The sequence below is a fragment of the Actinomadura spongiicola genome (assembly GCF_003432485.1).
Classification (GTDB): Bacteria; Actinomycetota; Actinomycetes; order Streptosporangiales; family Streptosporangiaceae; genus Spirillospora; species Spirillospora spongiicola.
Genome location: NZ_QVNQ01000013.1, coordinates 129,531 through 153,804, shown reverse-complemented (window position 1 = coordinate 153,804; position 24,274 = coordinate 129,531). Strand labels below are relative to the sequence as shown.

Below are 24,274 nucleotides of genomic sequence, written 5' to 3'. Positions count from 1 at the left end.
TTCACCATGCTTTGGCGATCAAGCTTGTATCGACGCTCACCGGGGGTGGGCACTGCGTGATGTCCGCTTGAGAGCAGTGCAGCCCGTGGCTGATGGCCTCGCGGGCGGGATCCGCTCGGCGATCTTGCGTGGGGCGAGCCCCCTTCAGGCGCCGGAGGGGGCGTCGCGCGATGCCGTCAGGGCCCTTCTGCCCGGCGAGCGTGAAGTGCGTGTCGCTGTAGAGCGGGATCACGCCGGACGTTCGGAGGGCCGACTCGGCGTAGCGGCGTTGCCCGAGCCCCCTGTCGGGTGCCGGGAGCAGTCCGAGTTTCTCGTGGTGGCGCGGCGGGCGAGGTGGCGGTCTGGGACGGCGGGTCAGTTCATCGATGGTCGGCAGATCGCCGGGCGTGCCGACTGCGGATGTACTGGAGGGCGTTGGCCACCCGCCCTGGGAACTCGCCGTGGGGAAGCATGCCAGGGGCTGGAGATAGGCCCTGTTGAACGAGGGCGGTTCAGTAGACCGAGTCGATGGTCCACGCGTAGGTGTTGGTGTTCTCCGGCTCCACCAGGAGCACGCCCGAGTTGTGGCTCGCCGGTGTGTTCGGCTTCAGGGCCCTGGTGCCGTGTTCGAGCGACAGGATGTGGTAGTGCGATGACTGCTTGGACGACACCCTGAGACTCCAAAGCTGGCGTCTGCCGGGATCCGACCGTTCACAGGCCCGGAGGCCGATGTCGGACGCAGAACTCCCCAAGTTCTCCTTGGCCTCCAGACACATCCCGGTGGCGTTGAGGTTCTCGAACTGGACCCCGTAGATGGGAGTGATCCATCGGATCACCTTCCACTGCTGGGCCTTCCGCACCTTCCAGCCGGCGATCATGGCGATGTCCGATCCGGCCGCCCTGCTCCCGCTCCGAGGGAGGAGGGCCCCGTTGTTCGCGACGTTGCGTATCTGGACTCTCGACCAGTCCGGTGGCGGGGCGGCGGCCGTCACCCCGACGTCGGGGTCGGGGGCCCCGGCCGCCGGGGAGGCCGCTCCGGAGACGGCGATGGCCGGGACCGTAGCGACGGCCGCCGCGGCGACGGCGGTGGACACGGGCAGGACGATTCCGCCAGGACGGGGGCGCTTCATGAGAACTCCCAGGTGAAGCGGGATTCTGATGCTCTCACTCTAAGTAGCGTTTTCGATACTTGGAGTGTTCGGTTAGAGGATGGTGTCCCGGCCGGGACGCATCTGTGGCTCGACGTCCGCTTGGGTCGGTAGCCACGCAGCCGGGAGCGCCCGGCCGGGGTGCGGCGGGCCGGTTCGTCAGAAGCGAGCCGCGCCGGGGGATGTCGGTGATGCGGATGCGGGAGGCGGCTCAGGGGATCTCGCGGGAAGGGACGGAATTCGAACTTCACAATTGGTGAGACCTGCACGGCCATGGCCGGCCGACCGCCGGACGCTGCACCGCGACCCTCGCCCGGCCTCGGCCCGTGTCTCAAAGCCCTGTCATGGCGGTCGCCGGGCGGCATGCGCTCGGCCCGGGTCATGCGGGGGGTGTCCCTACGGGTTCCGTCAAGTGGTGACGGGGTTTGTGGTTGGTAGAGGGTGCCGTCGCGGAGCATGGCGAACAGGACGTCGCAGCGTCGTCTGGCGAGGCAGATCAGGGCGGCGTTGTGGCGTTTGCCCTGTTCTCTCTTCTTGCGGTAGTACGCCCTGCTGACGGGGTCGGCGAGGGAGGCGAACGCGGCCAGGAACAGGGCGCTTTGAGGTTCTTGTTGCCGCCTTTGGGTGGCCGTTCGCCCTTGATCGAGGTGCCGGACTGCTTGGTGACCGGGGCGAGACCGGCGTAGGCGGCCAGATGGCCCGGGGTGGGGAAGGCCGAGCCGTCCCCGACTTCGAGGAGTACCCGGCAGGCGGTCCTGACCCCGAAGCCCGGCATCGAGGTCAGGACCTTGGCAAGAGGGTGCGCATCAAGCATCCTTTCGACCTCTGCTGCGATCTGCTTGCGTTAATCGAGGACGTTGCGCAGCGAGACGGCCAGACGGGGCAGCACCGCCTCGGCCGCCGCTGTGCCTGGGACGGTCACCGTCTGCGCGTCCAGGGTGTTCATGATGTCGGTGACGAGCTGCGCGCCCATGCGCGGTGCGAGCTTGCGGGCGAGGTTCAGCAGGCGGCGACGTCCGGCATCGCGCAGACCTTGCGGCCCGCCGAACTTGGTGAGGATCGCGAACGCACCTGGACCTCCCTCGAAGGCGACCTCGAACTTTCCGCGGTTGATCAGGGCCGCGCCGTCGAACTGCGATGGACTCTCCGGCTTCATGACAGCGAAGGAGAGGACCGCTTCTGGGACGTGATCGTCTACTCCTTCCTCACACCCGGCGAACAACTCAAGGCCATGGCCGCCGAGACCGAGCATTTCCTCGCCGTCGCCACGCGATGATGCGGTCGAGCCGGTGATGGCCGCCGCCGGGCGGAAAACTCGTCGACATCGTCCTTCGGACCATGCAGAGTGGCTTCCCGTGACGAGTAGTGAGCTGTGGACGCGTGTGACCGCCGAACGCTACGACGCCGAGGAGACCGAGATGTCCTCGGCCGCCGTTCTCGGGCCGACCCTCGACTTCCTTACCGAGCTGGCCGGGGACGGTCGGGCACTGGAGTTCGCCATCGGCACCGGACGAGTGGGCGTCCCACTGCGGGAACGCGGCGTGCCCGTAATGGGCATAGAGCTGTCCGAGCACATGGCGAAGGTCCTGAGGCGCAAGATCGACGAGGACGCGCTCCCAGTGGTCGTCGGGGACATGGCGACCACCGTTGTTCCCGGCGAGTTCACTCTCGTCTATCTCGTCTACAACACGATCGGGAACCTGCTCACGCAGGACGAGCAGGTCGAGTGTTTCCGCAACGCCGCACGCCATCTGCGGCCCGGCGGCCGGTTCGTCATCGAGGTGGGCGTGCCGTCGCTACGGCTGCTGCCGCCGGGCCAGGTCGCGGTGCCGTTCGACGTCTCCGAGCGGCATCTCGGCTTCGACACCTTCGACCTGGTGGAGCAGACTCTCGTCTCGCACCATGTCACCCGTGAGGACGGCGGCGGCTACCGTCGCGATAGTTCCCGCCACCGCTATGCCTGGCCGGCGGAACTCGATCTGATGGCGCGGATCGCCGGGCTTGAGCTGGAACATCGCGTCGCGGACTGGGACGGGGCACCGTTCACCCAAGACTCCGCGAAGCACATCTCCGTGTGGCGCAAGCCCACCTGAGAGGGGCGGCACGCGTAGAGCTCCCCCACTTTTAACCGGCCACCGCGCCGGACCAGCCGCGCCGAACAGGCTTCAGCGTCCTGGACGGCACACACCCGGCCGGTCGATTGCCGCTCATGCGTCGCATGATCACAACCTCAGCCGATGCTTAGCTTACCCGGCCGGTCGATTGCCGCTCATGGGTCGCATGATCACAACCTCAGCCGATGCTTGGCTTACCCGGCCGGTCGATTGCCGCTCATGGGTCGCATGGTCTCGACCTCAGCCGATGCTTTGGGCCCACCCGTCGGCCTGGTGGAGTATCGGCACCATGCCGATCCCGATCGGGCTCAGACCGAGGATGTGTTCGCCTCGCTTCGCGGCCTGGTCACGTGTCGATGTCCGCCGGTGATGCCGGGTCGGTTAGAGGGTGTGTTGGTAAAGCTGCGGGGTGGGCACTCAGGTCCGTGTTCGGCGGTGTCGTGGCGGCGGCGTGCACGAGGCCGGTGGCGGTGTGATGCCTGTCGCGTTTCCGGTCGAGGGGTTGAACAGCTCCTTACGCCTCCGTAAGTTACGCAAACGTAGGTTGCTCTCGACCAGGGAGGCGTCTTGGTCACCGCATCGGCGCGCGCCACCGCGAACGGTGCGGCGCCTCGTTTGAGGAGACGCATCGAGACGGCGGTACGTCAGCTGACCACGCCGCTCCTGCCGGAGGACTATCTCGGGCTGGTGAATCCGCTGTGGTCCAAGGCCGATCTCCGGGGGCGGGTCGAAGCCGTCCGGACGGAGACACCGGACGCGACCACGCTGGTGATCAGGCCGGGGCGTGCCTGGCGGAGGCACCGCCCGGGCCAGTGGGTCAAGGTGGGCGTGGACATCGATGGGGTGCGGTACTGGCGGACGTTCTCGCTGTCGTCCCCGCCCCGGCGGGACGGCCGCATCACGATCACCGTCAAGGCCGCACCGGACGGGTTCGTCTCCGCGCACCTCGCCAGGGTGGTGCGACCCGGCGCGATCGTTCGGCTCGGGCTCGCGGACGGTGAGTTCGTCCTGCCGTCGAGGGTTCCCCGGAAGATGTTGTTCGTGACGGCGGGGAGCGGGATCACGCCGGTCATGGCCATGTTGCGGCAGGTCGGCGGCACGTCCGACATCGTGCTAGTGCACTCGGACCGGACGGAGAACGACGTCATCTTCGGCGCCGAGCTCCGCGCGATGGCCGGACTGCGGCTGTATGAGAGGCACACCGCACCGGACGGGCGACTCAGCCCGTCCGACCTGCCCGCGGTCTGTCCCGACTGGGCGGAGCGTGAGGCGTGGGCCTGCGGCCCCGGGGAGATGCTGGACGATCTCGCGGGGTACTGGCACGCCGCCGGAGCCGAGAAGAGGTTGCGCGTCGAACGTTTTCGCACCGTCCTGAACGGTAGTGACGGCGAAGGCGGACAGGTCACGTTCATCAGAAGCGGCGTCGAGGTGGACGTGGACGGGGCGACGCCGCTGCTGGTCGCCGGGGAGAACGCGGGGGCGCTGCTGCCGAGCGGGTGCCGGATGGGCATCTGCTACAGCTGCGTCGGCCGCCTGCGTTCCGGCCAGGTCCGGGATCTGCGCACCGGCGAGGTGCACGGCGAGGAGGGCGAGGTCGTCCAGACCTGCGTGTCGTCCGCCGCCGGGTCCGTGGAGATCGAACTCTGAAGGAGCACGAGAAGATGACCGCCGGTCAGCTCACCGTCGCCGACTACGATGCCCTCGCCCGGGAACTGGACGCGCTCCGCGACGAGATCTTCAGCGATCTCGGTGAGCGCGACGCGTCGTACATCCACCGGGTCATCCGGTGGCAGCGGGGCCTGGAGGTGGGCGGTCGGACGCTGCTCATGGCGTCCTCCCTGCCGCCCGCGTGGATCGCCGGGACCGTGACGCTGGCCGTCGCGAAGATCCTGGAGAACATGGAGATCGGGCACAACGTCATGCACGGCCAGTGGGACTGGATGCGCGACCCGAAGATCCATTCGACGACCTGGGAGTGGGACAACGTCTCGCCCGCCGACCAGTGGAAGCGCAACCACAACTACCTTCACCACACCTTCACCAACATTCTCGGCAAGGACAGGGACGTCGGTTACGGCATCCTGCGGGTCACGCCGGAGCAGGAATGGCGACGCGCGCACCTCGCGCAGCCGCTCTACAACGTGCTGCTCGCGATGTTCTTCGAGTACGGGGTCGCGTGGCATGACCTGGTGGTCGACGACGAACTGGAAGGCGAGCAGCGCGAGGAGGCGCGGAGAGCGGGCAAGCGCGCGATCGGGCGGAAGATCCTCCGCCAGTGGGGTAAGGACTATCTGGCGTTCCCGCTGCTCAGCGGCCCGCAGTTCCTGTCGACGCTTGCCGCGAACTTCACCGCCAACGTCATTCGCAACGTGTGGGCGCACACGGTCATCTTCTGCGGGCATTTCCCCGGCGACATCGAGGTGTTCGAGGAGGAACGGCTGGACGGCGAGACGAAGGGCGAATGGTACGCCCGGCAGCTCGTCGGCTCGGGCAACATCTCCGGCGGGAAACTGTTCCACCTGATGACGGGCAATCTCAGCCACCAGATCGAGCACCATCTCTTCCCCGACATGCCGAGCAACCGGTACGCCGAGATCGCGCCGCGCGTCCGGGCGTTGTGCGAGAAGTACGGGTTGCCTTACCACACGGGTTCGCTCTCTGAGCAGGTGACGAGCACCTGGAAGAAAATCGTCCGCTACGCCGCCCCACCCAAGAAAGCACCCCGCAAAAAGTGGACTCAGTCGAAGGCTTGGGCCACGGGGAGATAGAGGCTGGACGGACATCCGGCGATGGCGCCCATACGCCATGACCGTGGGTTCGTTGTCGAAGCATGTGACGAGCGCCTGGAGGCGTCCGCTACGCCGTTCCGCATCAGAAGACGCCGTGCGGAAGGTCGACTCAGCCCGAACGTCTGGACCACAGGAGGCAGGGACGGGACGAGTCACCAGCAATGACGCCACCCTCTATCGGGCGTGCAGTGTCCAAGCACGTGACGCGTACCTGGAAACGCCCGATATGCCGTCCTGCCCCAGAAGGCGGGGTTCACCTGCCAACCAAGGGATGAGTAGTTGAACGAAGAGCTCCCGCTGTCCTGTCCAGAAGGTGCTGGAAGGGTGGGCTCAGCCGAGGGCTTGGGCTACGGGGAGGTAGAGGCGGGACGGGTCTCCGGTGAGAGGGGCGCCGTGCTCCATGACCGTGGTGGTGAATGAGGGGCGCAGGCCGTGTGACTCCGCCCAGGTGATGAGTTCCGGATGCCTGTGGTCGATGTCGAGCCGGACCGGGCCCGGTGGGACGATGTCGGCCACGAGCGCGAGGGCCGTTTCGGTGTCTTGCGCGATGACCGGGCCGACGACGACCTGGTCGTCGTTTCTCCAGAAGCCTCCGAAGCCCCTGATTTCTGGGCCGTCCCGGACGACGCGGAGCGTCTCGCAGAAGGTGGGGAGGCCGTCGATCAACTGTGCGCGGTCGGCGCCGAACACCTGGGTGTCGAGCGCGTGAACGGACGCCATGTCGCTCGCCCCCGCCGGGACGGAGACCCCTTGCCTGACCAGGTTCTCGACCTCGCCCTGGTACGACGTGCACAGCCCCACCGAACGGAAGCCCAGACGTTCGTACAGCGGGCGTCCGTAGTCGGTGGCGGTCAGGCAGAAGCCGGCGGTGCCTGCGTCCTCCATCGCGTGCCGCATGAGACGGCTGCCCAGGCCGCGTCGCTCGTGACGTTCGGCGACGAGTACCATGCTGATGGCGGCGACGTCCTTGCCGTAGGGGGTCGACACCACCGTCCCGGCGAGTTCGCCGTTCCGGTCGTCGATGCCGTACACGTCACCGACCGAGAACAGGAACCGCCACTTGCGGTCTTCGCGTCCCCAATCACGGGCCTCGGCAAGGCGCTGACAGGCGGGGAGGTCGTCGATTTCGAGCGACCTCACCGGGCCGTCCGGCAACGGTGAATGCACGCGTCGGACGGTAGATCGAACCCGTCCCCGCGCACAAACGAATTTCTGTGGTTCTGATCAGCTCCTAGTAGACGTCGACACCGAAGGCGCTGAGCGCCTTGTCGACGGGTTGGAAGTAGGACGTCCCGCCACTACTGCAGTTGCCGCTACCGGTGGCTCCGAGACCCAACGCGATGGTGCCGGTAAAGAAGGGGGCGCCCTGACGGTCGCCGGGCACCGCGCAGATGCTCGTCCTCGTCAGGCCGGTGATCGTCCCCTCGGGGTGGTTGACGCTCACGTTGACCGCCGTGACCGTGCCGCACTGCACACCGGTGAGGGGGCTGAGGCGGCAGAGGTTCTCGCCGACCTTCGGGCTGCGCGCCGCCGTGATGTCATGGGACCCGTCCGCGCCGCGGATGCTGCCGGGCCGCTCCACCTGCGGGTTGACGTAGCGGGCGAGCCCGATGGTGTTCGAGACGGAGACGACGGTGCCGAGTTCGATGTTCAGCCCCGGGTCCAGGAAGAGCTTCAATCCCGGTTCCGCGCAGCCGCCCGACGTGAGGAAGTAGTACGAGTCGTCCTTGCGGACGTTGAAGCCGATGGTGCAGCGACGGCCGCCGCTCGCGAAGATCGGCTGGCCGCCCTCGGTGTTCGGCACGGCGATGGGAATGGCGGTCACGTCCGGGGTGGGCTCGATGGTCCGGCTTGGCCTGGGCTCTGGTTCCGGCTCGGGTTCGGGTTCCGGCTCTGGCTCCGGCTCCGGCTCGACCGCCGGACCAGAACTGGCCCCGGGACGGGGACCAGCATTAGAGCCGCGACCGGGTGCGGCAGCCGGTTCGGGCGCATTGCGGGGGGCGGGAGCGGCGGCCGCACGGCCGGGAGCGGCGGCGGACGTCCGGCTCGGGGCCGGGGCGGGGCTCGCGGAAGCACGGCCACGCTTGGGGTCGGACGCGGAGTCGTCCACGAAGTCGGCTTGGGGGGAGCGCGCGGGGTCGGGGTCGGGGACGGGTGTGGGAGCGGGTACCGGAGCGGGACCGGCCACGGTTTCGGGAGCCGAGGGCGCCAGGTAGGGAGCTACGGCGACAATGGCTGCCGTTCCGCAGACCAAAAGGATCAGCGGACTGGGTCTCACGGGGCCTCCTGGGTGGCGGGTGAATGGGAACGCCCAGGATGAGGCGGGTTTCCGAATCATCCAGAAGGTTGAAGCCCCCGGCAAGGGTGCAAATCTGCCAAGGTTGGCGGCGACCTTCTATCAAATGCCAGGCCAAGGCCAGACAGAGACCATTGAGCTCAGACCCCTGGACGGGGACGACGGCCAGGCAAGAAATCGTCTCGACCTGTGTCTCGTCACTGAACACACCGAACGGGTGACACATTGTTCCGCGCACCGTGTGAATGGCGGAGACGGAGGTGGGACTCGGGCAGCAGGTCAGTCGGGGTCGGGGGGGTTGTGCATGGCGTCGTGTTGGCGGCGGGGGGAGCAGACGGACGCGGACGGGCAGGAGCAGCGGCGTGAACCTACCTTGACGGTCACGCGGTCGCCGGGGACGTTGTAGCCGATGACCTGTCCTTCGCCCTCGGGGGTGCTCACCCGTGATCCGAGGCGCGGTGCCTTTTCCTTGAACTCCATGTACAGCGGGTGTTCGTACTTGAGGCAGCACATGAGGCGTCCGCACGCGCCGGCGATGCGCAGCGGGTTGACGGGAAGGTCCTGTTCCTTCGCCATGCGGACGGAGACGGGTTCGAAGTCCTTGAGGAAGGTGGCGCAGCACAGGTCGCGGCCGCAGGGGCCGATGCCTCCCTGGAGGCGGGCCTCGTCGCGGGGGCCGACCTGGCGGAGTTCGACGCGGGCTTTGATGCCGCGGGCCAGGTCGCGGACGAGGGCGCGGAAGTCGACGCGGTGCGGGGCGGTGAAGTAGATCTTGAAGACGTGGTCGGTGTCGAGGTAGTCGACGCCGATGACCTTCATGGGGAGTTCGTGTTTGCGGATGAGGCGTTTGGCGATCGCGCGGCCTTCGGCGCGGCGGCGGCGGTTGGCGTCGTCGCGGGCCAGGTGTTCGTCGGTGGCGGGGCCGACGCATTCGGGGAGGCCGTCGATGTCCTCGGAGACCCATTGCGGTGCCCAGACGCATTCGGCGACCTCGGGGCCGGAGTCGGTGGGGACGAGGACCTTGTCGCCGACCTTCGGGGAGTGCGGGCCGGGGTCGAGGTAGTAGAGGCGACCGTAACGGGTGAAGCTGACGGCCATAACCATGCCCACGGTTTGCTCCGTTCGCCCGGTTCCGTGCGATCCACTTTAGGTCTCCGGGCCGGGAGGTCACCAGGTGGCGTCGGCGAGGTCCTCTCCTGGGACGGCACGAACACCGGGTATTCCCTTGGTGTAGAGGTCCCCGGCGGTCGCGAGAATCGCCTTCCCCGCGGGGGCGGTGTCGAGTCCGGTCAGTTCGTCCTTCACCGTCTGGCGCCACAGGACCTTGGCGGGTTTTCCGGTCACGGTGAGCATCTGCACGGTGAGCTGGGAGTTCCTCACTACTCCGGCGACGACGGCGTCCCCGCTCAGGATCGCGGTGGTGCAGCCTTCGGGCAGGTCCAGGACGGCCTTGCTCACCTTCAGGTCGCCCGCCGCGCCACGGGTGTCGAGGGTGCGGAGTTGGTGCCGGAGTCTGCCGGGCCTGTCCGTCGAGCGGGCCGGGCTCCAGACGAACGAGAGCGTGGTCCCGGACCAGGAGAGGCTGCCGATACGGGCGGGCAGTTTCGTCGTCCACACTTTGCCGGTTCCGGTCGCGGTGGAGATGACGTCGACGCGTCCGCGGGTGCGCTGGTAGGTGACGTAGGCGATGTGGGTGCCGTCGGGGCTGACGGCGAGGTCCGACCAGGAGGTGGACACGCCGGGGACGGTGACCTTCGGGATGTCCTTGAGGGTTTCGGGACGTCCGTCGTCGTCCAGCGTGAGGCGGTGGAACTTCACCGTGCGGTCGGCGTAGGTGGCGACGACGTAGGAGCCGCCCTTCACCGCCTCGACGCGGTGGAAGCGGCGGCCGGGCGGGGCGGCGACGGGCAGGCCGACGTCTTCGCCGGTGCGGACGTCGCGGACGATGAGCGCGGCGCCGGACGCGGCGACGCCGACGACGACCCGTGGCTCGGTCTCCTCGGCCTCGGACGCGGGCTTGGCGTCGTGCCGCGGTTTCTCGGGGGCGCGCTGGTGGCGGTGGACGAGGTCCATGCCGCCGGCGACGAAGAGCGCCGCCGCGGCGGCGACGGCGAGGGGAACGGCGCCCCTCCAGGGTGGGTTCTCGCGTCTGCCGTCCATCGGGTCGTCTCGCACCTGCCTTTCCGCTGCTCTGGGCACCTTGGACGCGCCCCCGTGTCCGCGCCGCCCGTCGTTTCTACCTCATCTCCACACGGACAAGAACCCATGGGCGCGAGGTAATGAAGCCCAAGGGCGGCTTCAGCCGAGCGCCGACCGTGCCGCGTCGACGAGACGGGCACGATACGACGCGCCGAAGAGCGCCACATGCACTAGGAGCGGATGCAGTTGATGCAGCGGGATCCGTGCGCGCCAACCATCCGCGAGGGGCGCGGACTCGTCGTAGACGGCGAGGATACGGTCGAGGTGCGGTGTCCCGAACAGCGCCATCATCGCCAGGTCGGTCTCACGGTGGCCGCCGTGCGCCGCCGGGTCGATGAGCAGCGCGCGGTCGTCCGTCCACAGGATGTTTCCGGACCACAGGTCACCGTGGATGCGGCTCGGCGGCTCCGGTGGCCCGGCGAGCGTCTCGACGTCCGCCATGACGCGTTCGACCAGGCGGACGTCGGCGGACGACAGATGCCGGGCACCCAGTCGCAGGAACGGTTCGAGGCGACGTTCGGCGTACCAGCGGGGCCACTCCCCGTCGTCCGGGGTGTTGTCCAGGGGAAGGTCGGCGATGTAGCCGTCCCAGGGGGCGCCGTGGACGGTCGGGCGGGCGCCGGTGTGGAGCGCGGCGAGTTCACGCCCGAGACGTTCCGCGGTGGACGGGTCGGGCGACGCGGACGGCAGCCACGGCAGGACGAGCATGTGCTCGTCGGCCGCGACCACCTCCGGGACGGGTGTCCCGGGGCCCGCCTCGGCCAGCCAGCGGAGCCCGGCCGCCTCCGCCGCGAAAACGCCCGCCTGGTCGGACGCGGCCTTCACGAACACGTCGCGGCCGTCCGCCAGGGACGCGTGGTGCAGCGTCCACGCATGGCTCGACCCCAGGGCGTGCACACCGTCCACGCGGGTGCCGAGGAGGCGTTCGAGTCGGTCGAGGCGGTCGCGCACCGGCCGCTCAGCGCTCCTTGAGCGCGGTGCGGATCTCCTCCAGAACGCCCGGCATCGACGCCTCCACCTGCTCCAGGACGAGGTCGAAGTCGGCGCGGTCGCCGTAGTAGGGGTCGGGGACGTCGAGGTTCGAGGGGCTCGCGTCCGGGTCGAACTCGCGCAGCAGCCGGACCCTGCCGCGCGACGCCTCGTCCGGCGCCATCGACAGCAGGGCCCGGCGGTGCCCCTCGTCCAGGGCGATGATCAGGTCGTACCGGTGGAACCAGGACGGTTCGAACTGCCGGGCGATGTGCGCCGAGCGGTAGCCCGCGCGTCGCAGCGCCGCGACCGTCCGCTCGTCGGCGTCGTCACCGACGTGCCAGCCGCCGGTGCCCGAACTGTCCACCTCCACGTCGAGGTTCTCGTCCTCGACATGCTGGCGCAGGACCCATTCGGCCATCGGGGAACGGCAGATGTTTCCCGTGCAGACGAACGTGACGCGGTACGGCATTCCTCCATCATGCCCCAGCCTTTCGGGGCACGACGATGACGGTGTCCACGCCGGGAACGCTCTCCACTTTGGCCTTCATCGCCTTCACGTCCACGGTGCCCTCGACCCGAACCTGGAAGAACGGGCTGATGTTCGCCGGAGTGACCCGGAACGGAAAGTTCTTGTCGTCGTCGAACTCCTTCTTGAAGGACCGGTACGCCGCCGTCCGGGACACGTAGTCGACGCGCCGCACCCCCGGCAGGGCTCGCAGCCTCCGCTCGATGTCCTGCCTCTGCTGCTCGGTCGCGTCCTTCGCCTTGCAGGCCCATTTGCTGGACGTCTTGGCGCAGAGGAACACCGACAGTCTCTGCTCTCCCGACGCCGCGGCGTTCTGCGCGCTACTTTCCCCGGCCGTCCGGTCGAGGAGCGCGTTACCGCCCACGGCCACACCGCTGATGGCCACGACGGTCGCGGCGACCACGGCGCCCATCGTCATAGGGCGAGCGAACACCCGGCGCCGCTTGGCCGGGAACGGCGGCGGCGGAACGTCCCCAGGCTGGACGATGTCTCCGACATGGTGCAACGCGTCCCTGAGACGTTCTTCGGATCCGTTCACAGCTCTTCCTCCAACATGCGACCCAGTGCGGCGACCGCACGGGACGTGGTCGACTTGACGGTGCCTCGGCTCACCCGCATCGCGGCCGCGATCTCCTCCTCGGACAGCTCGCCGAAGTAGCGGAGGACGAGGGCCTCGCGCTGCCGGACGGGGAGCCGGTGCAGGGCCTCCATGACCTCCCGCCGGTCCTCGGCGACCAGCGCCTCCGCCTCGGCCGACCAGACGGGCGGCTGGTGGACGACGCGCAACGGCAACCTGCGCTTCCGCAGTACCGTCCGCGACCGGTTGAGCACGGCGGACCGCACGTACGTGAGCGCCTTGTCGCGGTCGCGCAGGCGCGGCCAACGCCTGTAGAGGCCCGCGAACGCGTCCTGGACGATGTCCTCGGCGGTCCCCCGGTCACCGACCATGACCAGGGCGAGGCGCGTCAGCCCGAGCGCGTGCCCGCGGTACAGATCGGTGACCGCCGACGCCGCGTCACCGGAAGAGGCGGGGCTCGACGCGTCCGGCGGGCGCGGCCCGTTCCGCGCGTCCGGCATGTCGGGCGGCAGGTCGGGCGGCGGGTCGGGTGCACGTTCGGTCGCCACGAACTCAGCCTTGGTCATGGGCGGGGCCTCCGATGGGTATGCGTCCGCGCGACGAGTCGTGTCTCTGCCGGCCCCTGTCACGGCCGAGGGGACGATCGCGCGTGCCCGTCGTTGGTGGCCGGGGAGTTGACCTTCCATGTCTCAGAGACGCCGTCGTCCCTCCCAGGTTGCTTCCCTCGCAGAAATTCACGAACGACGACGGCAAAGAGCCCCGGACCGGTGCGGTCCGGGGCCCTTCTGCCAGGTGAAGCCGGGTCAGCGGCGGACAGCGTTCAACGCGTCCACGATGCCGCTGCCGAAGAAGCCGTTCCGGCCCTCCGACCCTTCACAGGTCTGCGTCGAGGTGTTCTTCACCCATTTGCCGTCCTGCAACGTGTACCAGACGTACTCGACGGTCCGGGGGCTCGGGCATTCCTTCTCCGTCGCGGTGCCGCGCAGGATCCGTTCGACGGCGCGCGGGTCGAGGCTGAGGCCGCCGTGCCGGCGGTCCCGATGCCCGTACTTGCTGACGATGAGCGCGGCGACCCCGGCGGCGTGCGGCGACGCCATCGAGGTGCCCTGGAGCGACTGGTAGTAGGCGCAGTCGTCGCCCTTGCAGCTGCGGACGATGAACGGCACCTTCGGCGTGCCGTCGTCGTTCAGCTCACCGCGGTCCTTGGCGAGACGCTCGGGGTAGGCGGCCCAGATTCCGCCGCGGTCGTCGGGACGCTGGTCCGGGTTGTCGACCTTGTCGCCGCCGGGCGCGGCCACCGCGACGTATCCCCGGCCGAAGCTGCTGTAGTACGACTTGCGGGTGCTCGGCCCGGTCGCCGCGACCGGGATGACATGGTCGCCCTCGCCCGGCATCACCTTGCAGCTCGCCGGGATCGTCCGCTCGTAGGGCTTCTCTTCCGGCTTGGACGGGAAGTCGGGGCTGCCGGTGTCCACGTTCGTCTTGGTGTAGTCGACGCGCTCGTTGCCCGCGGAGTTGACCAGCGTGACGTCGTGCTCGTGCGCGAAGTCCAGGGCCCGCTGCACGGCCTTGATGATGGTGCGCTGCTCCAGTTGGTCCTCGGGGCTGTCGGCCGGGTTGGATTCGCAATTCCAGAGCCAAGGGTCAACGTAGAAGGACATGTTGACGACGTCGATGCCGTTCTTGGCGGCGTACGTCAGGCCGTCCACCGTCGGCCCCACGAAGAAGTACCCGGAGTCCTGGCCGACGCGCAGGTTGACGATCGACACGTTCGGCGCGACGCCGGACATGCCGATACCGTTGCGCGGCGACGCGATCGTGGACGCGACATGCGTGCCGTGGTCGTTGTCGTCCCAGTCGGCGGGGTCGACGCACGAGGCGAACTCGCACGGCCCGTCGACCTCGTTGCCGTCCGCGTCGGCCGGGATGTCGCGGGTGAAGTTGCGGCTCAGCTCGCGGTTGAAGTTCGCCTTGATGTCGGGGTGGTCGCCGTCCACGCCGGTGTCCAGGACGCCGACCAGGACGCGCCTGTCACCCGGCTCCTCCTTGTACGAGCCGTCCTCGGTCGCGTGGATCTGCTTCATGTCCCACTGGAGGCCCGCCAGCGGTTCGGCGTCCCTGGACGGCTTGCCGGTGGGAGCCGGCCCGTTCTTCGTGCTGACGACCTGCTCGGGTTTCCGAGCGTCCCGCGGCCCCTTCTTACGCGTTTTCGGCGCCTGGCCGAGGATCCGGTTGTGCGCGACGCCTTCCAGGGCCCGTTCGTCCATCGCGTCCTGGACGAACTCCGGGTTCTCCGAAACGACGGTCGCGAGGCCCACGTCACGGTTCTCGTGGACGATCCTTCCCCCGGCGTCCTGCACCGCACGGTGGGCCTTGCGTGGGGAGACGTTCTCCTGGTAGAGGACGACGTACTCCGAGACCTCGCCTCTCTCGTGCGTGGGGTTCGAAGCCGCTGACACTGGGATCGCGAGGGCCGTCAGGGTGGTGACGGCGCACGCGGCGGAAACCAAGGCTCGCCGCAAAGCAGACCTCCTGGCCGTGGGGAGCTGTCCCGGACACCCGGGATTGGCCTGAGCGAGCAGAAGGTACGTGAGTGCCCGTTGAGAGATGCGTACGGTTATGTAACGAAATGGAAGACTTTGTGTAAGTCGTGAATTTCGGTCGGCTCCCGCCACAGAACCGGCCCGCCCCTCGCGGGCGCGGGGAGCCTCAGCCGGTGCGGAGCGCCAAGGTCAGCGCCTCGAACGCCAACTGGGGGTTGACGTTCGCGTCCAGCCGCTCCCGGCAGACCATGATCGCGTCCAGGCGGCGGAGCGTGTCCTCGGGACGGTCCCGGCCCGCCGCCGTCCGCAGTTCGGGCCCGAGGTCGACGTTGACCAGCTCGGAAGCCGCCCCCAACTGGAGCGCCAGCACGTCGCGGTAGTAGGACGCGAGGTCGAGGAGCGTCCGGTCGAGGGCGTCGCGCAACAGCCGCGTCGACCGTGACTTCTGCCGGGCTTCGAGGTCCTTGAGAGGGCCTGCCGTGCCGCGCGGCATTCGTCCCTTCTCGCTCTCCCCCAGCGCCTTCCGGAGAGCCGACATCTCCGCGTCGTCGAGTTCCGCCGTCTGCGCGTCCCGTTCCGCCTTCGCCGCGTCCACCAGGGTCTCCGCGGCGGCGACCGCCGGACTCACCCCGGTCAGCCGCCGCGGGACGGCCACGACACCGTCCCGCACCTGGCGCATACGCGGGTCGGAGGCGAGTCGGCGCGCACGGTCGATGTGACCCTGCGCGGCTCGCGCCACCACCTCGGCGGTGTCGCGGTCGACTCCGTCACGCTGGACGAGGTGGTCCGCGATGGCCGAGGTCGGCGGCGTCCGCAACACCGCCTGACGGCAACGCGAACGGATGGTCACCAGCAGATCCTCGACCGACGGCGCGCACAGCAGCCAGATCGTGCGCGGCGACGGCTCCTCGATGGCCTTCAGCAGCGCGTTCGCCGCCCGCTCCCCCGCCCGTTCGGCCTCCTCGAACAGGACGATGCGCCAGCGTCCACCGCCCGGCGTCGACGCGGCGCGCAGCACCAGTTCCCTGGCGTCGGCCACACTGAACGACAGCCCCTGCGGGCGGACGACCTCCACGTCCGCATGGGTGCCCTGGAGTACCTGGTGGCAGGACGGGCAGTGCCCGCATCCACGCGGCGCCTGCGCACACTGCAGCGCCGCCGCGAACGCCCGCGCGGCGGTGATGTGCCCGGAACCCGGAGGACCGGTGAACAGCCACGCGTGCGCCAGGTCGCCGTCGCTCTCCGCGGCCGACGACAGCTGCGCGACGACGGACTCCTGCCCCACCAGGTCATCCCAGACGCTCATGGCTACGAGGCTAGCGGGGTCAGAACTCCGTGATGGCCGGGAACGTGCTCGTCACGTCCTCGGTCCCGGCCGGAACGGGGTCGGGGAGGATCTCGCGGATCCGGTACTGGATCTCGCGGCTCAGCTCCGCCTGCGGCCGGCTCGCGTCCACGACCAGGTAGCGGTCCGGGTCTGCCTCGGCGAGGGCGCGGAACCCGGCGCGGACGCGCTCGTGGAAGTCGTCCGGCAGCGACTCGATGCGGTCGGCGGGCGCGGACAGCCGGTCGCGCCCGTCCCGCGGCGGGATCTCCAGCAGAACGGTCAGATCCGGGACGAGCCCGCCCGTCGCCCAGGCGTTGACGCGGGCGACGTCCTCGACCCGCTGCTGCCGACCGAACCCCTGGTAGGCGAGGGACGAGTCGACGTAGCGGTCGCTGACGACGATCGCGCCCCGGTCCAGCGCGGGCTTGATCACGTTGGCGACATGGTCGGCGCGGTCGGCGGCGTACAGCAGGCTCTCGGCACGGTCGGACAGGCCGGTCGTGTCGCGGTCGAGCAGCATCGCGCGCAGCCGCATACCGATCTTGGTGGCGCCCGGCTCGTGGGTGGTGACGACGTCGTAGCCGTGGTCGCGGAGCCAGATCGCGGCCAGCCGCGCCTGCGTGGTCTTCCCGGCGCCCTCCCCGCCCTCGAACGCGATGAACACGCCACGCTGCCCACGCTGGACGGGCTGCTGCTCCGCGGTCGAGGCCTGCTCCGGCGGCGCGTAGACCTCGCCGTTCAGGGCGGCGCGGAGGTCGGGGACGAGAGGGATGCCGCGCCGGTCGTCCAGCCGCCGGTACGCGACGACCCCGGCCAGCAGGCCCACGACGGCGGCGATGAGCAGCGCGGCGGCCGTCCCGTCGAAGTCGTACCCGCCGCCGATGGCGAGGCGGTGCGAACCGATCGCCCCCGCGACCAGCGGGACGGCCGCGAACGCCACCACACCGGTGACGACCGCGACGGAACGCAGGTAGTTGGACGGACGGGTGTCGTCCGGCGCGTCCGGGTCGGCGAGCGCGGCGGTGGCGGTCGCCCACGCCGCCCCGGCGAACACGCCCAGCAGGGCCGTCGTGAACACCACGACGACGAGGTTCAGGACGAGCGCCGTCACGACGAGCGTGACCGCGGCGGCGACGGCGGCGAGGCCGAGGAGCCTGCGGCGGCTGAACGGCACGAGGACGCGCGGGCCGAGGAACAACCCGAAGGCCGCGCCGAGCGTGAGGCCGGTGAGGACGCTGCCGTAGCCCGCGTCCCCGCCGCCCAGCTCACCGGTGCGGACCCGGGCGACGGCGACGATCGCGGCCGACGTGAGCGCGGCCGTGGCGACGGCGAGGCCGAAACCGCGGGCGACCGCCGTCCCCGGCCCCTGGAAGATCAGCTTCAGCGGCGCCGGGGCGTGGATCGGCTCCGTCGCCGGAATGGCGCGGATCGCGGCGACGACCGCCGCCGAGATCAGGAAGACGGCGGCCGTCACGTAGAGGGCGAGGTCGTCGCGGGAGCCGCGGCCGAGCGTCTCGTCCGCGATGAGGGCGAGGAAGACGAACAGCAGCGCGGCGACGGGCGCCGGGCCGTACAGGACGCGGGCCGCCACCCGGTGCGCGGCGACACGCGACTCGTCGTTCTCGGTACCTTCCGTGACGAGCGCGGGCAGCGAGGCGCGTGCCGACGACGTCCACAGCAGGCTCAGACACGCGACGAGGAACGCGGCGGCCATCGTCCACACGAGCGTGTCCACCAGTGGGACCGTCACCAGGACGGCCAGCCGCAACACATCGGCGATGATCAGCATCAGCCGCCGGTCGACCCGGGCGGCGAGCGTCCCGGCGACCGGGGCGAGCAGCACCGCGGGCAGCAACAGCAACGCCAGGACGCCGCCGACCGCCTGCACGCGCGCCGCGGCGTCGTCGTCGCGGGTCAGCGCCGCGGCCGTCGCCGTCAACGCGGGAACGGCGAGCCACAGGCCGAGGCCCGACACCGCCAGGGCGGTCCGCAGCCGCCGGAACGACCTGGTCAACGAAAGCGACGAATCTCCCGGCGGCGGTGACGCGGCGGGGTGCGGCCGGGATGCGCCCGTTCTGGTCATGTCGGTCAGGGTATCGGCGTGGATGTCCCTAGGAACTGGACTTTGCGGAGGTTCGGCGGCGCGGTGCCGCCTTCTTCTTCCCGCCTCCCGCGGCCACCTTCTCCCGGCGCTCCGCGAGCAGCTCCGCGGCGCGCTGGATGGTGATCGACTCGACCTCGTCGCCCTTGCGGAGACTCGCGTTCGTCTCCCCGTCGGTCACATACGGGCCGAACCGCCCCTCCTTCACCACGACCGGCTTCTCGCTGGACGGGTCGACGCCGAGCTCACGCAGCGGCGCGGCCGCCGCGGCCCGGCGCCCCCGCTGCTTCGGCTGCGCGAACAGCTCCTTCGCCTGCTCCAGCGTGACCGTGAACAGGTCCTCCTCCGAGGCGAGCGAACGGCTGTCGGTGCCCCTCTTGATGTACGGGCCGAACCGTCCGTTCTGCGCCGTGACCTGCTCGCCGTCCAGCTCGCCGAGCGTGCGCGGCAGCGACAGCAGCTTCAGCGCGTCGTCCAGCGTGACCGTGTCCAGCGTCATCGACTTGAAAAGCGAACCGGTGCGCGGCTTGGGGGCGTCCGCCTTCTTCGTCCGCCTCTTCTTCTCGCCCTCGGCGGGCGGCGGCGGCTCAGGCAGGATCTCGGTGACGTACGGGCCGTAGCGTCCCGACTTGGCGACGATGGTGTTCCCGGTCTCCGGGTCCGTGCCGAGCTCCCGGTCACCGGACGGCTGGGCGAGCAGCTCCTCCGCCTTCTCGGCGGTCAGCTCGTCCGGCGCGATGTCGTCCGGGATGTTGGCGCGCTGGCCGTCCCGGTCGAGATACGACCCGTAGCGGCCGACCCGCACCACGATGTCGGAGTCCTTGATCGGGAAGGAGCTGACGCCCTTGGCGTCGATGTCGCCGATGTCGCCGACCAGCTCCTTCAGGCCCTCCTCGCCGTCGTCGCCGAAGTAGAACCGCGTCAGCCACCGGACGCGCTCGGCCTCGCCGCGGGCGATCTCGTCGAGACCGTCCTCCATGTGCGCGGTGAAGTCGTAGTCGACCAGGTTGCCGAAATGCTGCTCCAGCAGGTTCACCACGGCGAACGCCAGGAACGACGGGACGAGCGCCGTGCCCTTCTTGAACACGTACCCGCGGTCGAGGATCGTCCCGATGATCGAGGCGTAGGTGGACGGCCGCCCGATCTCCCGCTCCTCCAGCTCCTTGACCAGGCTCGCCTCGGTGTAGCGGGCCGGCGGGCGGGTCGAGTGGCCCTCCGCGTCCACCGCCTTCGCGGTCAGCGGGTCGTCCTCCGCCAGGTTCGGAAGCCGCCGCTCCTGGTCGTCCCGGTCGGTGGACGGGTCGTCCGCGCTCTCCACATACGCCTTGAGGAACCCGTAGAACGTGATCGTCTTACCGGTCGCGCCGAACTCGGCCCGCTCCCCCCGCGTCGACTCGCCGACGACGCGGATCGACACCGACTGGCCGGCCGCGTCCTTCATCTGCGACGCGATCGTCCGCTTCCAGATCAGCTCGTACAGCCGGAACTGGTCGCCGGACAGGCCCGTCTCCGCCGGGGTGCGGAACGTGTCGCCCGCCGGACGGATCGCCTCGTGCGCCTCCTGCGCGTTCTTCACCTTGGACGCGTACACGCGCGGCTTGTCGGGCACGTACTCGCCGCCGAACAGCGCCGCCGCCTGCCGCCGCGCCGCCGTGATCGCCGTCTCCGACAGCGTGATCGAGTCGGTTCGCATGTAGGTGATGAAGCCGTTCTCGTACAGCTTCTGCGCCACCGACATCGTGTACTTCGCGGAGAAGTTCAGTTTCCGGCTCGCCTCCTGCTGGAGGGTCGTCGTCCGGAACGGGGGGTACGGCCTGCGGGTGTACGGCTTGCGCTCGACGGACTTGACCTCGTACGGCCTGCCGCGGAGCCGCTCCGCCAGCGCCCGTGCGGCGGGCTCGTCCAGGTGCAGCGCGTCCCGGGTCTTCAGGGTGCCGTCGGACGCGAAGTCACGGCCCTGCGCGACGCGCTTGCCGTCGACGGAGACGAGCCCGGCCTTGAACGCCTTGGGCTCCTCGTCCTTGCCGGTGTCGAACTGGGCCGCGATGTCCCAGTAGTGGGCCGGGACGAACGCGATCCGCTCCCGCTCCCGCTCGACGACCAGCCGCGTCGCCACCGACTGGACCCGGCCCGCCGACAGCTTCGGCATGACCTTCTTCCACAGGACGGGGCTGACCTCGTACCCGTACAGGCGGTCCAGGATGCGGCGCGTCTCCTGCGCGTCCACCAGGCGCATGTTCAGCTCGCGCGGGTTCGCGGCGGCGCGCTGGATCGCGTCCTTGGTGATCTCGTTGAAGACCATCCGGTGGACGGGGACCTTCGGCTTCAGGACATCTTGGAGGTGCCAGGCGATCGCCTCGCCCTCCCGGTCCTCGTCCGTCGCGAGGTAGAGCTCATCGGCCTCGGCCAGCAGCTTCTTCAGCTTCTGGACCTGGCTCCTCTTGTCGGAGTTGACGACGTACAGCGGCTCGAACTCGCGCTCCACGTTCACGCCGAGCTTGGCCCACGGCTCGCCCTTGTACTTGGCCGGCACCTCCGAGGCGCTGCCCGGGAGATCCCGGATATGGCCGATACTGGACTCCACGATGTAGCCACGACCCAGGTACCCGGCGATCGTCTTCGCCTTCGCAGGCGACTCGACGATCACCAGGCGGGTACCGGCGCCGTTGCCCCGGCCACTGCTCGCGGTGCCGTTCTTGGCTGGCACAGTCGCTCCAACCTCGCTGTCTCGTCCTCTTGAACAGGCTCTCTCTTACAGACTTCGTACAACGTCGCGGGACGGCGCGTTCATGCCCGCGGGTCGCCGCCCCGGCCCCGCGATCATCGCTCCGCCCCGGAAGACGAACGGGATTCCCACCGCCGCACGCCCCAGACAGGATGACATGCCCCCGGAGGCCCTGCGGACAGGGCCGCCAGGGTACGGTGCCGCGCTCCCGGTCATCCGGGTAATAATGGTCGCAATGGCGGAGTACACCTACCTCGTCCTGTCACTGCCCCGCGGTACCACGCGCGATACCGCCCGGCAGATCATGACCGAGCACGCGGAGCGGGGCGGCTGGGAAATCGATCGCTTGCGCCTCTACCCGGACGGCCGTCGCCGTATTCAACTCCGCCGCAAGGTCATCCGCGTCGTCCGGACATTCTGACCGGCCCCCACCGCCATGCGGACGAGCGGCTTCACTCGGCCGATACAGGCGGTCCGCCCGAAGTGTAGCACTACGTACGTCCGGCGTGACACACCGTGAAACACGGCTTCGCCCGCCCCGGACCGCGCCTTTCCGGGACGGGCAAAGCGGTCTCACGGCCGCCAGGTCACGACGTCACCGACGTCACCGCCGACCAATCCGAACCCGGCGGGTCAGAGCCAGCCCCCCGGCGAGGGCGGCCAGCAGCGCGGACGCCGCCAACGTCCACATCGACCCGACCGTCTCCTCCGCCGCGACCGGCTCGACCGACCCGAGCGCCCGCGCCACTCCCGCTCCGCTGTCGGCCGGACCGTCCACGAGCGACGGAACGAACGGCATCGCAGGAACCATCCGGCCGTTCGACGGAACACCCAGACCACCGGGCACGCCCCCCGCCCGGTGATACGAGCGGTAGCCGCCCGGGGCCGAGTGGTAACCGTCCTGAGCGCCCTCACACAGCGCGCCAACGCCCGCCACAGCGTTACCGCACACGTCCAGCGGGGCCTTGACCAGCCCGAGCTTCCGCGCCATCGGCACGCCCGCTCCGCTGTCGACCGGACCGTCCACGAGCGACGGGACGAACGGCTTCGCAGGAGCCATCCGGCCGTTCGCCGGAACGCCCAGGCCACCGGGCAACGTCACGGGCACGTCGCTCGCCCGGCGATACGAGTGGTAGCCCGGGGCCGGGTGGTAGCCGTCCTCGGCGCCCTCGCACAGCGCCCCGGCGAGACCGACACCCGCCGCGGCGTTACCGCACACGTCCACCGGGGCCTCGACCGGCGCGTTCCCCTGATTACCGGTGAGGACGCCGCCGAGCCCGGACGTGTACTGGTCGCCGCCCGAGTCGCTCCTGACAGCGGCGCCGCCCTCGCACAGCCCGGCGGCGTGCCCGACCAGCGCGGCGGCGTTCCCGCAGGCCGTCACCGGGATGCTGATCGGGGCATTTGCCTGATTTCCGGATATGACGCCATAAGCACCGTCGGTGAACTGCTCGCCCGACCCGTGACCTCCATTACGGACGGACGCGCCACCCTCGCACCCGGCCAGCGCGTTGCCTACCGCGTTCCCACACACGTCGACGGGCGCACTGATCGGAGCGCTGGCCTGGTTGCCGCTACCGACCCCGAACACACCGGCCGTCTCCTGCCCCGACCCGGTGGGACCGCCGTTCTTCACAACGGACCCGCCCTCACAACCGGCGGCCGCGAACCCCACGGCCGCCGCCGCATTACCGCACGCGCCGACCGGGACGGAGATCGGCGCGTTCACCTGGTTCCCGGCGAGGGTCCCGTCCGTCCCGTCGCTGAACCGGCCGCCGGAACCGCCGTCCACCACCTTGGCGCCGCCCTCGCAGCCCGCGGCCGCATGCCCGACCACGGCCACGCCGTTCCCGCAGACGTTCACCGGCGCGGACACCGGGGCGTCGACCTGATTGCCGGAGCCGACGCCGTCCGCCCCGGACGTCATCTGCCCCGCGGCACCGCCCCTGTTGACCTTCGCGCCGCCCCGCGACCCGGCATGGGAGGTGCCGACCAGGGACGCGCCGTTGCCGCTCACGTCGACCGGTGCCGAGACCGGCGCGGAAACCTGGTTACCGCCGAGAACGCTCCCGGTGCCGCTCGTGATGTCGGCGTAGGCGCCGGCCGGGATGGTGCCGAAGGCGACCACGCCCGCAGCCAGAACCGCGGCTCGGGATGTGCCTTTTGCCCACGTTCGCATGATGCTCCGTTCCAGGAAATGGGGGGATGACGAGACCCACGACTCGCGTGTCTCGTTCGATGAGGTGATTTGGACAGGGCACACCTGTCCGGCAGAGTTGATCGGGGATCTAGTCGGGCACGAAGGACGACTCGTCCACGGCCGTCCGAACAGCCGCACGCACCACGGCCCCGGCACTGACCAGCAAGGCCGGCGGCGGCGCCGGCACCCGAGGAAGAACACTCGGCAGGCCCGACACAACGGGACCACCGACCACGGAGGGATCACTTTCCGGCTCAGGCACCGGCTGTCGCCGCGGCACATCAACGTGCACCGCCCGAGCGACTTCACCGGAACGCCCCGGGTGCACCTTCACGGCACCCGCACTCGAACTTCGAACCTTGGCGACGGTTCGGAGTCCACCAACGGCCTTCCGCGAAGGCGACGCATCCGGCATCACCCGCTCAACAACGGGCTTCACGCGCTCGACATCCGCCGCAGACCGCTCCGGCGGCCGCTCCACCGGCAACACCCGACGCTCGGTCGTGATCTCAACCGACCGATCCAGCACCGGCGCCTGCACGACCACGCGCACCGTCACGGCCGGAATCTCCTCGGCATGCGCGTTCTGCCCCGCGCACCCGAGCAGCCAGCCCCCGATCAACAACCCGCCGAGGATGAGCAGTCGCCGGAGAAACGCGACACGGCGCGGGGGGACGATCGCCCCGGCCCGCGCCGCGTCACTTGCCACCGATCAACCTCCGTCGTGCCCGAATCACCCTCGACGAAGGGTAACGGTACCACCACGGAACGCATCGGC

Annotated in this window: 20 protein-coding genes and 1 pseudogene; 5 read left to right on the top strand and 16 right to left on the bottom strand. The window is 69.7% G+C overall.

Features of this window, described 5'->3' with window-relative positions; translation table 11 throughout:
- Window positions 1-491: 491 nt before the first annotated feature.
- Entirely contained in the window at window positions 492-1,109 is a 618-nt protein-coding gene (locus D0T12_RS31835; protein WP_147339719.1) for an RICIN domain-containing protein, read from the bottom strand.
- Between the two features lie 443 nt (window positions 1,110-1,552).
- Window positions 1,553-1,923: pseudogene (locus D0T12_RS31830) on the bottom strand (transposase); the annotation flags it as partial.
- 3 nt (window positions 1,924-1,926) lie between these two features.
- On the opposite strand from D0T12_RS31830, the gene D0T12_RS37530 reads away from it, so the two are divergent.
- The 4 genes from D0T12_RS37530 (at window position 1,927) to D0T12_RS31815 (ending at window position 6,009) form a co-directional block, all read left to right on the top strand.
- Window positions 1,927-2,403, top strand: a complete 477-nt coding sequence (locus D0T12_RS37530; RefSeq protein WP_456318669.1) for a DUF6228 family protein — start codon at window positions 1,927-1,929, stop codon at window positions 2,401-2,403.
- Between the two features lie 142 nt (window positions 2,404-2,545).
- On the top strand, window positions 2,546-3,220 hold the full coding sequence (locus D0T12_RS31825) for a class I SAM-dependent DNA methyltransferase (protein WP_199487826.1): 675 nt from the start codon (window positions 2,546-2,548) through the stop codon (window positions 3,218-3,220).
- A gap of 636 nt (window positions 3,221-3,856) precedes the next feature.
- A complete protein-coding gene (locus D0T12_RS31820) occupies window positions 3,857-4,888 on the top strand; it encodes a ferredoxin reductase (protein ID WP_117404477.1) in 1,032 nt (343 codons plus the stop codon).
- 14 nt (window positions 4,889-4,902) lie between these two features.
- A complete protein-coding gene (locus D0T12_RS31815) occupies window positions 4,903-6,009 on the top strand; it encodes a fatty acid desaturase family protein (RefSeq protein WP_117404389.1) in 1,107 nt (368 codons plus the stop codon).
- A 351-nt stretch (window positions 6,010-6,360) separates the two neighbouring features.
- Here D0T12_RS31815 and D0T12_RS31810 read toward each other — a convergent pair whose 3' ends face one another.
- The 12 genes from D0T12_RS31810 to topA form a co-directional block, all read right to left on the bottom strand.
- Window positions 6,361-7,197, bottom strand: a complete 837-nt coding sequence (locus tag D0T12_RS31810) for a GNAT family N-acetyltransferase (protein ID WP_117404388.1) — start codon at window positions 7,195-7,197, stop codon at window positions 6,361-6,363.
- A gap of 64 nt (window positions 7,198-7,261) precedes the next feature.
- On the bottom strand, window positions 7,262-7,855 hold the full coding sequence (locus tag D0T12_RS31805; RefSeq protein ID WP_117404387.1) for a S1 family peptidase: 594 nt from the start codon (window positions 7,853-7,855) through the stop codon (window positions 7,262-7,264).
- A gap of 750 nt (window positions 7,856-8,605) precedes the next feature.
- A complete protein-coding gene (locus tag D0T12_RS31800; protein WP_117404385.1) occupies window positions 8,606-9,430 on the bottom strand; it encodes a PSP1 domain-containing protein in 825 nt (274 codons plus the stop codon).
- Between the two features lie 63 nt (window positions 9,431-9,493).
- Window positions 9,494-10,486: a hypothetical protein gene (locus tag D0T12_RS31795; protein ID WP_117404384.1), complete on the bottom strand. Its 993-nt coding sequence runs from the start codon at window positions 10,484-10,486 to the stop codon at window positions 9,494-9,496.
- A gap of 138 nt (window positions 10,487-10,624) precedes the next feature.
- Window positions 10,625-11,476, bottom strand: a complete 852-nt coding sequence (locus D0T12_RS31790) for a fructosamine kinase family protein (RefSeq protein WP_117404382.1) — start codon at window positions 11,474-11,476, stop codon at window positions 10,625-10,627.
- A gap of 7 nt (window positions 11,477-11,483) precedes the next feature.
- A complete protein-coding gene (locus tag D0T12_RS31785) occupies window positions 11,484-11,966 on the bottom strand; it encodes a low molecular weight protein-tyrosine-phosphatase (RefSeq protein WP_117404380.1) in 483 nt (160 codons plus the stop codon).
- Between the two features lie 7 nt (window positions 11,967-11,973).
- A complete protein-coding gene (locus tag D0T12_RS31780; protein WP_117404378.1) occupies window positions 11,974-12,561 on the bottom strand; it encodes a permease-like cell division protein FtsX in 588 nt (195 codons plus the stop codon).
- Window positions 12,558-13,166 carry a SigE family RNA polymerase sigma factor gene (locus D0T12_RS31775; protein WP_233526407.1) on the bottom strand — a complete coding sequence of 203 codons (609 nt, stop codon included), beginning with the start codon at window positions 13,164-13,166 and terminating at the stop codon, window positions 12,558-12,560. The genes D0T12_RS31780 and D0T12_RS31775 overlap by 4 nt, the downstream gene beginning before the upstream one ends.
- A gap of 237 nt (window positions 13,167-13,403) precedes the next feature.
- Entirely contained in the window at window positions 13,404-15,122 is a 1,719-nt protein-coding gene (locus D0T12_RS31770; protein WP_117404376.1) for a S8 family peptidase, read from the bottom strand.
- Between the two features lie 187 nt (window positions 15,123-15,309).
- Window positions 15,310-16,449 (bottom strand): DNA polymerase III subunit delta', encoded by a 1,140-nt coding sequence (locus D0T12_RS31765; RefSeq protein WP_117404374.1) that lies wholly within the window; start codon window positions 16,447-16,449, stop codon window positions 15,310-15,312.
- A 19-nt stretch (window positions 16,450-16,468) separates the two neighbouring features.
- Window positions 16,469-18,553, bottom strand: a complete 2,085-nt coding sequence (gene tmk, locus D0T12_RS31760; protein WP_117404372.1) for a dTMP kinase — start codon at window positions 18,551-18,553, stop codon at window positions 16,469-16,471.
- A 28-nt stretch (window positions 18,554-18,581) separates the two neighbouring features.
- Window positions 18,582-21,278 (bottom strand): type I DNA topoisomerase, encoded by a 2,697-nt coding sequence (topA, locus tag D0T12_RS31755; RefSeq protein WP_199487819.1) that lies wholly within the window; start codon window positions 21,276-21,278, stop codon window positions 18,582-18,584.
- Window positions 21,279-21,531: 253 nt separating this feature from the next.
- Between topA and D0T12_RS31750 the strand changes: the two genes are divergently transcribed.
- The gene (locus D0T12_RS31750) at window positions 21,532-21,717 is read left to right on the top strand and encodes a DUF5703 family protein (protein ID WP_117404471.1); all 186 of its coding nucleotides are present in this window, start codon (window positions 21,532-21,534) and stop codon (window positions 21,715-21,717) included.
- A 183-nt stretch (window positions 21,718-21,900) separates the two neighbouring features.
- Here D0T12_RS31750 and D0T12_RS31745 read toward each other — a convergent pair whose 3' ends face one another.
- Together D0T12_RS31745 and D0T12_RS35675 are read right to left on the bottom strand one after the other, a co-directional pair.
- Window positions 21,901-23,475 (bottom strand): chaplin, encoded by a 1,575-nt coding sequence (locus D0T12_RS31745; protein ID WP_158581707.1) that lies wholly within the window; start codon window positions 23,473-23,475, stop codon window positions 21,901-21,903.
- 109 nt (window positions 23,476-23,584) lie between these two features.
- A complete protein-coding gene (locus D0T12_RS35675) occupies window positions 23,585-24,205 on the bottom strand; it encodes a hypothetical protein (RefSeq protein ID WP_158581706.1) in 621 nt (206 codons plus the stop codon).
- Window positions 24,206-24,274 lie beyond the last annotated feature (69 nt).